The sequence below is a fragment of the Aeromonas sp. FDAARGOS 1410 genome (assembly GCF_019048745.1).
In the GTDB taxonomy this organism is placed as follows: domain Bacteria; phylum Pseudomonadota; class Gammaproteobacteria; order Enterobacterales; family Aeromonadaceae; genus Aeromonas; species Aeromonas jandaei.
Genome location: NZ_CP077401.1, coordinates 125,095 through 137,621 on the forward strand (window position 1 = coordinate 125,095; position 12,527 = coordinate 137,621).

General features: G+C 59.3%; 12 protein-coding genes. 7 read left to right on the forward strand and 5 right to left on the reverse strand.

What is annotated here, in order from left to right:
- The first annotated feature begins 76 nt into the window (after window positions 1-76).
- Together rsmD and I6L40_RS00565 are read left to right on the forward strand one after the other, a co-directional pair.
- On the forward strand, window positions 77-706 hold the full coding sequence (rsmD, locus tag I6L40_RS00560) for a 16S rRNA (guanine(966)-N(2))-methyltransferase RsmD (RefSeq protein WP_041209602.1): 630 nt from the start codon (window positions 77-79) through the stop codon (window positions 704-706).
- Complete coding sequence (locus I6L40_RS00565; protein ID WP_216994852.1) at window positions 690-1,001, forward strand: DUF1145 domain-containing protein; 312 nt, start codon at window positions 690-692, stop codon at window positions 999-1,001. Before rsmD ends, I6L40_RS00565 begins: the two co-directional genes overlap by 17 nt.
- An 865-nt stretch (window positions 1,002-1,866) precedes the next feature.
- On the opposite strand, the gene I6L40_RS00570 is transcribed toward I6L40_RS00565, so the two are convergent.
- The 5 genes from I6L40_RS00570 to I6L40_RS00590 form a co-directional block, all read right to left on the reverse strand.
- Window positions 1,867-2,853, reverse strand: a complete 987-nt coding sequence (locus I6L40_RS00570) for a YafY family protein (protein WP_033112583.1) — start codon at window positions 2,851-2,853, stop codon at window positions 1,867-1,869.
- Between the two features lie 294 nt (window positions 2,854-3,147).
- Window positions 3,148-3,534, reverse strand: coding sequence for a SirB2 family protein (locus I6L40_RS00575; protein WP_033112584.1), 387 nt, complete (start codon window positions 3,532-3,534; stop codon window positions 3,148-3,150).
- Window positions 3,531-5,387: a monovalent cation:proton antiporter-2 (CPA2) family protein gene (locus I6L40_RS00580; protein ID WP_041209601.1), complete on the reverse strand. Its 1,857-nt coding sequence runs from the start codon at window positions 5,385-5,387 to the stop codon at window positions 3,531-3,533. The genes I6L40_RS00575 and I6L40_RS00580 overlap by 4 nt, the downstream gene beginning before the upstream one ends.
- A 67-nt stretch (window positions 5,388-5,454) precedes the next feature.
- Window positions 5,455-6,051, reverse strand: a complete 597-nt coding sequence (locus tag I6L40_RS00585; protein ID WP_041209600.1) for an NAD(P)H-dependent oxidoreductase — start codon at window positions 6,049-6,051, stop codon at window positions 5,455-5,457.
- Window positions 6,052-6,146: 95 nt separating this feature from the next.
- A complete protein-coding gene (locus I6L40_RS00590; RefSeq protein WP_216994853.1) occupies window positions 6,147-6,989 on the reverse strand; it encodes a LysR family transcriptional regulator in 843 nt (280 codons plus the stop codon).
- 143 nt (window positions 6,990-7,132) lie between these two features.
- Here I6L40_RS00590 and I6L40_RS00595 point away from each other — a divergent pair, with 143 nt between their 5' ends.
- The 5 genes from I6L40_RS00595 to I6L40_RS00615 all read left to right on the forward strand — a co-directional run bounded on the left by I6L40_RS00595 (window position 7,133) and on the right by I6L40_RS00615 (window position 12,511).
- Complete coding sequence (locus I6L40_RS00595) at window positions 7,133-7,855, forward strand: SDR family oxidoreductase (protein ID WP_216994854.1); 723 nt, start codon at window positions 7,133-7,135, stop codon at window positions 7,853-7,855.
- An 88-nt stretch (window positions 7,856-7,943) separates the two neighbouring features.
- Entirely contained in the window at window positions 7,944-8,267 is a 324-nt protein-coding gene (locus I6L40_RS00600) for a hypothetical protein (protein WP_201931019.1), read from the forward strand.
- Between the two features lie 45 nt (window positions 8,268-8,312).
- Window positions 8,313-8,744, forward strand: coding sequence for a DUF411 domain-containing protein (locus I6L40_RS00605; RefSeq protein WP_216994855.1), 432 nt, complete (start codon window positions 8,313-8,315; stop codon window positions 8,742-8,744).
- A 234-nt stretch (window positions 8,745-8,978) separates the two neighbouring features.
- The gene (locus tag I6L40_RS00610; protein ID WP_216994856.1) at window positions 8,979-11,132 is read left to right on the forward strand and encodes a S9 family peptidase; all 2,154 of its coding nucleotides are present in this window, start codon (window positions 8,979-8,981) and stop codon (window positions 11,130-11,132) included.
- A 407-nt stretch (window positions 11,133-11,539) separates the two neighbouring features.
- A complete protein-coding gene (locus tag I6L40_RS00615; RefSeq protein ID WP_216994857.1) occupies window positions 11,540-12,511 on the forward strand; it encodes a TAXI family TRAP transporter solute-binding subunit in 972 nt (323 codons plus the stop codon).
- Window positions 12,512-12,527 lie beyond the last annotated feature (16 nt).

A 12,527-nucleotide genomic window follows, 5' to 3' on the forward strand; every position in this document is an offset into this window, starting at 1 on the left:
ATAGCCGTCCCTTGGCGGGTCGGCATAAAAATGAACCGCCTTATACTACCACTTTATTTTCTGACGATGAAACGCGATGCCCAGAGTGAAATCCAGCCGTAGCAACCCGAGCAAAAGCCCTGCCCCGCAAGGAAAATCAGGCTTTGTAAGAATCATCAGCGGCCAGTGGCGAGGCCGCAAATTGCCGGTCAAGGATGTGGAAGGGCTCAGACCCACCACGGATCGCGTCAAAGAGACCATCTTCAACTGGCTGGCTCCCCACATCCGCGGCACCCGCTGCCTCGACCTGTTTGCCGGCAGCGGCGGTCTGGGTCTGGAGGCGCTGTCCCGCTATGCCGAGCAGGTCACCCTGATCGAGATGGACAGAGGGGCGGCAGAGCAGATCAAAAAGAATCTGGCCACTCTCGGCAGCACGCAGGGTCAGGTATTCCAGACCGATGCAGTGAGCTGGCTGCAAGGCCCGGCGACACCGTTTGACCTAGTGTTCCTCGATCCGCCATTTCGTCGGGATCTGCTGCCGCAAGTTTGTGAACTGCTGGAACAGCGCGGCTGGCTGGCCCCCGATGCCCTCATCTATCTGGAGCGGGAAAAAGAGATGGCCGATCTGGCGCTACCCGCCAGCTGGCAACTACTCAAGGACAAACAGGCCGGTCAGGTCTGCTATCAACTCTATGTAAGGGAGGTAAACAATGAAGCGGGTATTTAATCTGCTGGCGATGGGGCTGGTGCTGTTCTTCTGGTTTGGCGTGCTGATGAGCCTGATCGCCCCCCTGCCCGGCAAACTGAACGGCTTTTTGCCGGTCTGCGGCGTGATTGTCGCCCTGTTCCACTGGCTACAGGCCAGCATGATCAAGGCTGCCTGCAAACGCTACTTCGAAGTGACCAAAGCCGAGTTTGTCGGCGTGCTGGTCTTCGGCGTATTCGGCATGATGGATATTCGCCATCGCCTGCAGGAGATTGTCAGTGCTGCCCAGCGACCAAAAAATCAGGATCAGGCATAAAAGAAAAGGGGACGGCTTTCGCCGTCCCCTATAGTCGTGTCGTCCTGTCCGTAGAACTGCAATGCTCCCTGCAATCCCTGACGTTATCCTAATCCCTTGGAATATCCCCTTTCCAATCCGTTGGCGTGTCCTCAGCCTTCCTGGCTTGGCAATTAATCCCGAACTGCTTCACTGTCTCCGTCCTGGAGGTGTCCATTACCACGTCCTGTGGGGTTCCCTGCGTCTTCCTGACCGATAACCATCCGGGTTATCTCGCTTCATCCTGAAGAATCCTGCCCGCATCCAGCGAGTTCCTGCTCATCCTGAAGAACGATGTCCTGTTCGTCCTGCTCTCGTCCTGAGAGTATCCCTGCCGCATCCCGCGGTGTTCCCTCGTTCATCCGTGACGACAGTCATCCAGACCATCGAACTCATCCTGAGGTGTCCTTGCTCGCATCCTGCGAACTATTCCATCTTTATGCGCTGCTCTGCGTCCTGCAGAACCAGCTCCATCCTTGTGAGACCCATAGTAAAGCGTTGCCGGATCAGAACAAGGGGGATTTCTGGAGAAAGATCCTGCCAACCGTTTATCAGACAAAGTGGACTGCAAACATAATAGATTAAAATCAACGACTTATTTAGTTTCAATGGAAAGTGGACTCCACCCTGACTAGCTTCGCGCACGGGTTAAAGCGCCAGCCTCCTACAGCAGCTATGGCAGATCTCTTACACGGCAATCCTGCACCGGAATGGCCAGGGAAAACGGTTCAATTTCGCCGTAAAAGCTTAAAAATAAGTTGAATAAATATGCTCAAAAAAACCGCAAAAAAAAGCCGGCACTGGGGCCGGCTATTTGCGATTTTCACTATGGTGCCAAACGTACCGTTCAGCTCACCCGATTGCCCGGGTTGAGATAGGCTCTGCGCAGCGACTCGGGTGCCAGCACCTCCAGCTCACCACCGATATTGTTCAACCAGCTGCGAAACTCCGGGGTGTCCTGCACTTCGGTCTCCACCACCACGCTGCGCTTGTCATAGCGGGTCATCCGCGGGTTGTTGCCCGGGATCTGGTTATCCACCAGCGACTGGCTGTTGGCATCGATCCGGCCGACAAAGCGGATCGGGCCGCTCACATCCTGATAGCCCTGATCGCGGATCAGCTTCTGGATATTGAAATCCTTCGGCTGGGTGGCGCTGAAGTTGGTCAGCTCCACGTTCTTGATATGGTCGAACGGAATGCCGTAAACCTTGGGATCCAACTCGGACAGGGTGCAGAGCAGGATCGGACCATCCGGCTGATTGAGAATGCCGAGCGGATTGATACGGTCGTAGCAGAGCCACACTGTGCGCTCTTTGATCACCCGCTGGATCTCGGCGCTGAACTTGCGGCCACGCCACAAGGCATCGCGGATCAGGGTGCTGCGGCGGATCTCCGGGTTGCCGGCAAACGGGCGCGGCGACTGGTGCACACTCTCCAGCCAGCGTTCGGCCAGTTCACTCTGGCTGTCGCGGATCACCTGGCTGGCCTTGTCGACCAGCGGGTTCAATTCGGTCAGCACACTCGCGGGCAACAGCTGGCTGGCCTGGTCGCTCCAGGTTTTCAGCGCAACGGCCAGCGAGAGCGGCATGATGTTGGCAAAGTCATTGAGGCCGTGGCGCTCGAAGCACCAGCCATGGGGTTTGCTGCGCTCGTCCGAGGTGAGGTCGAACAGTCCCATGCCGGACATCTCTTCCAGGTCCCGTTGCACGGTACGCAGACTGACGTGGATACCTTCCTCTTCCAGTTTTACCTGAAGTTGGCTGGCGGTCAGCTTGTAAGGGCGGTGCGGGATGCAACGCGCCAAGGTCAGTTGTCGTAACAGCTTCTTACTCATGGTGCATGCCTTCACTGGTTTAGCGTTGACTGTATGCTAAGGGCATCTTGCGACAGTCTATGTCGCAAGTTTTGCCGCGACAACTGTCGCCATTTTCATACAAAATGCACTATGTTATTGATTTACAAATAAAAACAATCAGTAGGAAAGGCTAAAAACTGAAAAGATTTGCAGAAAAAACATCAAATTAAAGCTCTGTGCCAAATGAATGAGGCAGCATAAAAAACCATTCAATCAATGATTAGCAGCCAATCGTATAAAAAGAGGAGGAGAAAGCTCTCCTCCTCACCGGATTTACATCAGCCATGACCAGGGCGACTTGGTGACAGCGGCGCCAACCATATAGCCAAACACTGCCAGTGCAGCCAAGCCGGCCACCAGCTTCTGGCCACGGGCCGGACGCTTGAGCGCCATGACACCCAGACCGATATAGAGCACCAGAGCAATCAGCTTGGCCAGCAGCCAGGGTTGCTGACCAGGGCTCAGCTGCAAGGCCACTGCCAGCAGAACACCGAGCAGCAGCAGGAAGGTGTCGTTGATATGGGGCAGGATCTTCAGCCACTTCTGCTGCAACCGCGCACTGCCGGACAGTGCCAGACTCCAGCGGTAGGCAAACAGCAGCAGGCTGACAAGCGCCAGCGTCATGTGCAGGTGTTTGAGCATGGGATAATAGGCAATCATTTTGCTTCCTTGTCGTCGTCGGGTAGCCCGCTGTTCCAGTTGTGGGCATGAATACGCTCCTGCCCCTCCTCATCGTCTTGCAGCAGATCGGAGAGGATCTCCCGGTATTGCAGGCTCTTGTTGATATAGGTGTGTTCGTCGTCGAGATAGTTGACCTGCTCGCGCAGCAACCAGTTGTCGTGCTGTTTGAAGGTCTGGCCCGCCCGCCAGGCCTGATTGGCGCGAAAACCGAGTTGAGTCAGGGCCTCCACCCCCAGATCCACGGCGGAGCCCAGCGTCTCCCGATATACGCTGTCGACACCGTGGCGCAGGATCTCGTGGGCATGGGGACGATCCTGCGCCCGCGCCAGGATCTTCAGATGGGGAAAGTGCTTCTGCACCATCTCGATCACCGCCAGCGAAGTGGCGCTGTCGTTGATGGAGAGCACCAGCAACTTGGCCTTGTGCGCTCCTGCGGCATGCAGCAGATCAAGGCGACTGGCATCGCCATAGAAGACCTGATAGCCATACTTGCGCAGCGTCTCTATCTGGCTGGCGTCCTGCTCGAGGATAGTAGTGCCGATGCCATGCCCGTGCAGCAGACGCCCCACGATCTGACCGAAACGGCCGAAGCCCGCGATGATCACCGGATGCTCCACCAATTCGGGTTGCTCATGCTGCGGTACCTCGCTCTGGTTACGGTAATCGAACCAGGGTTGGATCACCCGATCGTTGAGGATCAGCAGCAGCGGGGTCAGCGCCATGGATAGCGCAACCACCAGCGTCAGCAGAGAGATGGTCTCGCCGGGCAGCACCCGGTTTTGCGCGGCAAACGAAAAGAGCACGAACGCAAACTCACCGCCCTGGGCGAGCGCCAGCCCGAAGGTCCAGCGCTGGCTCGGCGAGATGCGCAAGACGAAGCCAAGCGCCATCAACACCAGCCATTTGAGCACCATCAGCCCCACCACCAGCGTCGGGATGAGGAAAGGGTGTTCGGCAAACAGGCCAAAGTTGATGCCCGCCCCCACCGACATGAAGAAGAGGCCGAGCAGCAGCCCCTTGAACGGCTCTATGTCCGCCTCCAGCTCATGACGGTATTCGCTGTCGGCCAATACCACGCCCGCGAGGAAAGAGCCGAGCGCGGGCGAGAGGCCGACCGACTCCATCAACACGGCGATGGCGATCACCAGCAGCAGGGCGGCAGCGACAAAGATCTCCCGCATGTGGGACTGGGCAATGGCCCGGAACACCGGCCGCATCAGATAGTGGCCACCCAGCACGATGCCGGAGATAGCCGCCACCACCAGCAGGCCGTGCTGCCAGCCCGCCAGCTCGGAGCTGCCATTGTTGCTCACCGGCGCCATGGCCAGCAGCGGCAGGATCGCCAGGATCGGAATGACGGCAATGTCCTGGAACAGCAGCACGGCAAAGGCGGAGCGACCGCTCTCGCTCTGCATCAACTTGCGCTCCTGCAGGCTCTGCAACACGATGGCGGTGGAGGAGAGCGCCAGAATCAGGCCGATGGCCAACCCCTGTTGCAGCGGCAAACCGATCAGGTGCGCCACGCCGGTCAGAGCTGCCGTGGTAAGCAGCACCTGCAGGCCGCCCGTGCCGAGGATCGGCCCCTTCAGCTGCCACAAGAGGGCCGGACGCAACTCAAGACCGACCAGAAACAGCATCAGCACCACGCCAAACTCGGCGAAGTGCATCACATCCTTCTGCTCCCCCACCAACCCCAACAGGAAGGGGCCTATGATGATCCCCGCCAGCAGATAGCCGAGCACCGAACCGAGCCCCCAGCGCTTGGCCAGCGGCACCGCGATAACCGCCGCCGAGAGATAGATAAAGGCATCAAACAGGATCCCGTGGCCCATCAGTCAGCCCTCCGTTTCAACGTCTGATCCGGCTCATAAGCTCGGCCAAAATGCAGCCCGTGTTTCATCAGAGCACCTCCAGCAGATCGCGCAGATAGGGGCGGCTGGCCAGCTGCTCCGGCGTGAGTTGCTCGTCACGCAACGCCGTCAGCAGCTGGCAATAATCCTGACCGCAGCGGCGCAGGGCGGCGGGATCCTTGATCTTGTGGAACGAGTGGAGCACAAAGGGCGGCAACCAGTTCATGCCGCACAATCTGGCCGCCTGCTGAAAGGGCAGCAGAAAATCGAGCAGCGGCCGGCTGTTGTACCCCTCACTACAGTAGGACTCCGGCGCACCGCCGGTGGTAATGGCGCTCAGCCACTGCTTGCCCTTGAGGGCATGAGCTTCGGGGCCGTATGCGTAGCCATACTCCAGCACCAGATCCATCCACTCCTTCATGATGGCCGGGCAGGAGTACCAGTAAAACGGGTGCTGAAAGACGATGATGTCGTGCTCCGACAGCAGCGCTTGCTCCCGCTTAACATCGATGAACATGTCGGGATAGTGGTGGTAGAGATCGTGAACCGTGACCCCCTCCAATCCCTCAATCGCCTGCAACAGCTGCTTATTGGCCCGCGAGCCCTGCAAGGCGGGATGGGAAAAAATAACCAGAATGCGTTTCATGACAACATCACCCGAACAAGCGCCAGAGCTGGCGCGATAAAAGAGAAAAGGGGTGTGACAGACGCATCGTAAAGATGCACAGGAAAGCGACCTTATCAGGAAGCACCGTGGCCTGCCAACTCGGGGATCAGCTCCCGCAGCGCCGGATTGAGGGTCTGGTGAGCGGGATAGCAAAGCCCGATCCGGCGAAACATCCGCGGCCCGCTTACCGGCAAGGTACAGAGCCCCGCCTCATCCTCCACCAGCCCGTCCGGCAGAAAGCTGATGCCGACCCCGGCCAGCACCAGCGCCATCACCAACCCCTTGCTCTCGGCCTTGGCCACCAGATTGAGGGTGAGCCGGTCACAGGCCAGCAGACCTATGGTCTGCTGATGGGCCTCGCAGGGCGGGCACTCAATAAAACCATAATGTTGCAGCTCGGCCAGCTCAATTTTCTCGCGGCTGGCCAGAGGATGGTCGACCGGCACGCAGAGCACGTAATCCTCTTCCCAGAGCGGCAGAAAGATCTCGTCCTCCCGGCGCAGCGCGTCCAGCGTCAGCCGACAGTCGGCTGGCGTGCCGTAATCGGAGAGGGTGAGATCCAGCTCGGGCAGTACCGTCTGTACCCGTTGCAGCAACGCCGCCACCCGACGCCGGCTCAGGTCGGGCATGATGGCGATATTGAGCCTCGCACGCGTCGCTTTCTGGCGAAACAGCTCCGGCAGACGGCGCGCCTCCTCCACCAGCTTGACCGCATGGGGATAGAGATAGTGGGCAGGTTCGCGCGCCTCCACCCCCTTCTTGCCGCGGATGAAGAGGCTGTCGCCGAGCGCCTCTTCCAACTGGCGCAGCCCCGCCGAGAGAGAGGGCTGGCTGACATGGCAGCGTTCGGCCGCCGCCGTGATGTTCTTCTCTTCATAGATGGCGATGAAGAAACGCAGCAGTCGCAAATCCAGCATAAACCCAACCATAGTTTTTTCAGATGATAACCAGCGGAAAACAATATTTATCACTTATAGATGCAGTGACTATAGTGACCCTGTTCCGCGCTGGCCAGCAGCTTGTTGGCTCAAACCGACTATCGAATCTGAAGGAAAAAATCATGTCCAAAGCTCTCGTCGTTATCACCGGTGCCTCTGCCGGGATCGGTGCCGCCATCGCCCGCGCCTTCTCTGCCGCTGGCCATCCCCTGCTGTTGCTGGCCCGTCGGGTCGAGCCGATGCAGGCACTCGGTCTGCCCAATACCCTCTGCATCGGGGTCGATGTGACCGACACCGCCGCCATGAAGGCCGCCGTCCAGCAGGCGGAAGCCCAATTTGGCCCGGTCGGCTGCATGGTCAACAACGCCGGCGTCATGCTGCTGGGTCAGGCTGACGTGCAGGATCCGGCCGAGTGGCAGCAGATGCTCAACATCAACGTCATGGGGGTGCTGAACGGCGTCCATGCGGTACTGGCCGGGATGAAGGAGCGCCGCAGCGGCACCATCATCAACATCAGCTCCATCGCCGGTCGCAAGACCTTCCCGAACCATGCCGCCTACTGCGCCACCAAGTTCGCCGTCCACGCCCTGACCGAGAACATCCGCGAAGAGGTTGCCGATGTCGGCGTGCGGATGGTGACCATAGCTCCGGGCGCAGCCGAGACCGAGCTGCTCAGCCACACCACTGACGAGAGCATCAAGGCCGGTTACCACGACTGGAAAGATCAGATGGGCGGCGTCATCGCGCCGGAAGTGATCGCCGAGGCGGTGCTCTATGCCTGGAACCAGCCGGCCAACGTCTGCGTGCGCGAGATCGTGCTGGCGGCCACCCGTCAGCAACCTTAATCTGCGCTGACGGGCACTATGGGGAGGGCTTGACCCTCCCCGGGGGCACAGGGTTACCATGTGCCCCTTGTTATTTTCGAGTCACTCCATGGTTCTCACCCGTCGCCAACTCGCTCACGCCCGTCGCTGGCTCCCCCTGTGGAGTCTGGTGCTGGTGTTGATGTCGTTTGGCAGCCGGGCCGCAACCGACCTCTGTACCCTAACCACCCACTGCAGCCAGAGCGAACGCTCGCTGGAAAAAGCGATGCCCTGCGGCAGCTTCACCACGGCGCTCTCGATGACGCTGCTGGCCAGTGACAGCCTGATGGTGGCGGTGCTGGAACCGGATAGTCCCGACTTCTCCTCCCCCTCTCTCTATATGCCGGAAGCGCCGCTGGAGCGGCTCGAACGCCCCCCTCGCACTCAGGCCTGAAAGTCATCCCGTATCGGGCATCTTTTCTTTCATCTGAGGTGAGTTATGTACAAACCCCTGTTACTGGCCATGCTGGCCGGTACCGTCAGCTTTTCAGCCCTCGCGGCCGAGAAGATGACCGTCTACAAATCCAAATATTGTGGCTGCTGCCAAAGCTGGAACGAACACATGGAGCAGAATGGCTTCGAACTGGAAGTCATCGAGACCGAGCAGCTCGGCGCAGTGAAACAGCAATACGGTATCGCGCCGGAACAGGCCTCTTGCCATACCGGCATCGTAAATGGCTATGTGATCGAGGGGCATGTACCGGCCGCCGACGTGAAGAAACTCCTCAAGGAGCGACCTGCCATCCGCGGCCTGACCATTCCGGGCATGCCCCAGAGTGCGCCGGGCATGGATATTCCCGGCCAGCCCTATGAGGTATTGAGCATCAGCAACGAGGGCACGACCAGCAGCTGGTCGCGCTACCCGGGCTGACGACAACTGGCCATGAACCGGCATACCACTATCATGTGAGGCACACCTGAGCGGACTCTTGTCGCTCATGGCCAGAGAAGGGGCCGCTATCGCGAGATGGCGGCCTTTTTTGTTTGCTTTTCCTTCAATAACAAGGGATTGCTTGCAACAATCGGCAACAAGGGGCAGATTTAACGCCAATTCATGGAGCCGATGCTCAGGTCTGCCAACCCTTTCCAGCGCCAAGGATGCGACATGTTTACCTTTTCCCGAGGAGTTCTGCTGCTAGCCTTTCTGACAGTTCTCCCCCCTACTTATGCCAATGAAGAGCCTGCCATGACGACACCTGACACCTCAATCCAGCCGCCCGTGGCCGCCAAACATCCCCGCACGCTGAAAAAGCACGGGGACACCCGGATCGACAACTACTACTGGCTGCGTGACGACCAGCGTCAGGCGCCTGAAGTGCTGCAATACCTCGAGGCCGAGAACGCCTATACCGAAGCCATGCTCAAGCCGACCAAGCCGCTGCGCGAGCAACTCTACAAGGAGATGGTGGCCCGCATCCCCCAGCAGGATGAGTCGGTTCCCTATGTGAAGAACGGCTACCGCTACCAGACCCGCTATGAACCGGGCAAGGAGTACGCCATCTACTCCCGCACCAGGCTGGGAGAGGAGCAGGCAAACCTGCTGCTCGACAGCAACCTGCGGGCCGAGGAGCACGAGTTCTATGCCCTCGGCGCCCTTGAGGTGAGCCGCAACAACCGCTGGCTGGCGGTGGCGGAGGATTATCTCTCCCGTCGCCAATACAAGATCCAGTTCCTCGATCTGGAGAGCGGCAAGTGGGCCGCCGACACGCTGGAGAACACCTCAGGTAATCTGGTGTGGGCCAACGACAACAAGACCGTCTTCTATGTGCGCAAGCACCCGCAGACCCTGCTCCCCTATCAGGTCTACCGCCACACGCTCGGTACGGATCCGGCCACGGACAAGCTGGTTTACGAGGAGAAGGATGACTCCTTCTACGTCAGCCTCTACGCCACCACCTCGGAAGATTTCATCGTCATCGCCCTCTCCAGCACTACCACCGGCGAAGCGCGGCTGATCGATGCCAACCAGCCGGAGCACTCGCCCCGCCTGTTCCTGCCGCGCAAGGTGGATCACGAATACAGCCTGGATCACTATCGCGGCCGCTTCTATGTCCGCTCCAACAAGGACGGCAAGAACTTCGGCCTCTACGAAACCAAGGAGAGCCCGGTCGATCGCTGGAAGCCGGTGATTGCCCCGAGCCCCGAGGTGCTGCTGGAGAGCTATGCCCTGTTCAAGGATTGGCTGGTGCTGGAGGAGCGCAGCAAGGGGCTGACCCGCTTGCGTCAAGTCAACTGGCAGAGCGGTGAGCAGAAGGAGATCGCCTTCGACGACCCTGCCTACGTCACCTGGCTTGCCTACAACCCGGAGCCGGATACCAGCGCCCTGCGTTATGGCTACTCCTCCATGACCACTCCCTCCTCCACCTATGAACTGGACATGGCAACCGGCCAGCGCACCCTGCTCAAACAGCAGCCGGTGGCGGGCTTCAAGGCTGATCAATATGCCAGCGAACGGCTCTGGGTCACCGCCCGCGATGGCGTATCGGTGCCGGTTTCGCTGGTCTATCGCAAGGACAAGTTCAAGAAAGGTCTCGCCGATTCGGCCAAGAATCCGCTGCTGGTCTATGGCTACGGTTCCTACGGCGCCAGCATGGATCCCGACTTCAGCAGTTCGCGCCTAAGCCTGCTGGATCGCGGCTTCGTCTACGCCATCGCCCATATCCGCGGTGGCGAGGAGCTGGGTCGCCCCTGGTACGAAGATGGCAAGCTGCTGAAAAAACAGAACACCTTCAATGACTTCATCGATGTTACCAAGGCGCTGGTCGAGCAAGGCTACGGTGCCAGGGATCAGGTCTACGCCATGGGCGGCAGCGCCGGCGGTCTGCTGATGGGCGCCGTCATCAATCAGGCGCCCGAACTCTATCGCGGCGTGGTGGCGCAGGTGCCCTTCGTCGATGTGGTCACCACCATGCTGGACGAGTCCATTCCCCTTACCACCGGGGAGTATGACGAGTGGGGCAACCCGAACCAGAAGCGCTACTACGACTACATGAAGAGCTACAGCCCCTACGATCAGGTCAAGGCGCAAGCCTACCCCAACCTGCTGGTCACCACCGGACTGCACGACTCCCAGGTGCAATATTGGGAGCCCGCCAAGTGGGTCGCCAAGCTGCGCGAGCTGAAGACGGATGATAACAAGTTGTTACTGAATACCGACATGGATGCCGGCCACGGTGGCAAGTCGGGCCGCTTTAAAGCCTACGAAGATATCGCGCTGGAGTACGCCTTTATCCTGGATCTGGCTGCCCCGGCAAACTGATCTCATATGACGCTAGCCCTTGCCACGCAAGGGCTACAAAAGAAACCCGCCGCGACTCCCCACCCGACTCCCGCACAATTAATCCTCGATCAACAAATTAATGATCGGCATCAAACTTTTCGATATTAAACGCTGCTTTTTTGCCCTTTTGTTTGATTGTTGTTGGCGAGATGTGCTTAATCGAAGCCGTTACAACTTTTTCTTTGGCCCCTCAGGGGCCAAATTATCTTCTGCCGGCAGGACGCCGGTTATCTCACCGCAGGATGATGGTGGCTTTTTTGGGAGGGGGTAACAGCCCGACCTTTTCCTCGTACGAGGCCCTATCGGCCAGCCCGGCTCCCGCCGCAGGCTCGCCATAAATTCACTCGTGGAACGGGTGAGATAACTCAATGAAAAGGATGGAAAACATGAAAGGATTATCCCTGGCATGCGCCCTGTCGGCTGCTCTGGTCGGCGTGTCGTTTGGTGGCCCGGTACAGGCGCAGGAGCGCTTCGTGACCATAGGCACCGGCGGCCAGACCGGCGTCTACTACGTGGCGGGCCAGTCGATCTGCCGCTTCCTCAATCGCGGCGCGTCCGATCACCAGATCAAGTGCAATGCCCCGGCCAGCGGCGGCGGTGTGGCCAACGTCAACGGCATCCGCAGCGGCGAGTTCAACTTCGGCATCATGCAATCCGATCACCAGTTCAAGGCAATGAAAGGGCTGCCTCCCTTCCAGGCGGAAGGAGCCATGGATGACATGCGCGCCGTCTTCTCCCTGCAGAGCGAGGTGTTCACCATCCTGGCCCGCAAGGACGCCAAGGTCGCCGGCTTCGATGATCTCAAGGGCAAGCGGGTCAACATCGGTAACCCGGGCTCAGGCCAGCGCGACACCATGGAAGAGATCATGGCGGTCAAGGGCTGGAAGAAGGGCGACTTCGGTCTGGTTTCCGAGCTGAAACCGGCCGAACAGGCCTCCGCCCTCGGTGACAACAACATCGACGCCATGAGCTACTTCGTCGGCCACCCCAATGGTGCCATTCAGGAAGCTTCCACCACCACTGACGCCGTGCTGGTGCCGGTGACAGGCGCCGAGATCGACAAGCTGCTGGCCGAGAAGAGCTACTACACCAAGGCTGAAATTCCAGGCGGCATCTACAAGGGCAGTGACCAGCCGACCCCCTCCATCGGTGGCAAGGCAGTGCTCTCCACCAGCGCCAAGACCGACCCAGAAGTGGTTTATCAGCTGGTGAAGTCGGTGTTCGACAATCTGGATCGCTTCAAGCGCCTGCACCCGGCCTTCGCCGACCTCAAAGAGGCCGACATGATCAAGGTGGGGCTCTCCGCTCCGCTGCATGAAGGGGCCGCCCGCTACTACAAAGAGCGCGGCTGGATCTAAGCGCGGGCCCCCGGGC

Bases quoted from the DNA above. Each gene is read 5' to 3' on its own strand.
- I6L40_RS00570 (WP_033112583.1), bottom strand. From the start codon at position 2,853: ATGAGTAAGAAGCTGTTACGACAACTGACCTTGGCGCGTTGCATCCCG.
- I6L40_RS00565 (WP_216994852.1), top strand. From the start codon at position 690: ATGAAGCGGGTATTTAATCTGCTGGCGATGGGGCTGGTGCTGTTCTTC.
- I6L40_RS00610 (WP_216994856.1), top strand. From the start codon at position 8,979: ATGTTTACCTTTTCCCGAGGAGTTCTGCTGCTAGCCTTTCTGACAGTT.
- I6L40_RS00585 (WP_041209600.1), bottom strand. From the start codon at position 6,051: ATGAAACGCATTCTGGTTATTTTTTCCCATCCCGCCTTGCAGGGCTCG.
- I6L40_RS00600 (WP_201931019.1), top strand. From the start codon at position 7,944: ATGGTTCTCACCCGTCGCCAACTCGCTCACGCCCGTCGCTGGCTCCCC.
- I6L40_RS00605 (WP_216994855.1), top strand. From the start codon at position 8,313: ATGTACAAACCCCTGTTACTGGCCATGCTGGCCGGTACCGTCAGCTTT.
- I6L40_RS00580 (WP_041209601.1), bottom strand. From the start codon at position 5,387: ATGGGCCACGGGATCCTGTTTGATGCCTTTATCTATCTCTCGGCGGCG.
- rsmD (WP_041209602.1), top strand. From the start codon at position 77: ATGCCCAGAGTGAAATCCAGCCGTAGCAACCCGAGCAAAAGCCCTGCC.
- I6L40_RS00590 (WP_216994853.1), bottom strand. From the start codon at position 6,989: ATGCTGGATTTGCGACTGCTGCGTTTCTTCATCGCCATCTATGAAGAG.
- I6L40_RS00575 (WP_033112584.1), bottom strand. From the start codon at position 3,534: ATGATTGCCTATTATCCCATGCTCAAACACCTGCACATGACGCTGGCG.
- I6L40_RS00615 (WP_216994857.1), top strand. From the start codon at position 11,540: ATGAAAGGATTATCCCTGGCATGCGCCCTGTCGGCTGCTCTGGTCGGC.
- I6L40_RS00595 (WP_216994854.1), top strand. From the start codon at position 7,133: ATGTCCAAAGCTCTCGTCGTTATCACCGGTGCCTCTGCCGGGATCGGT.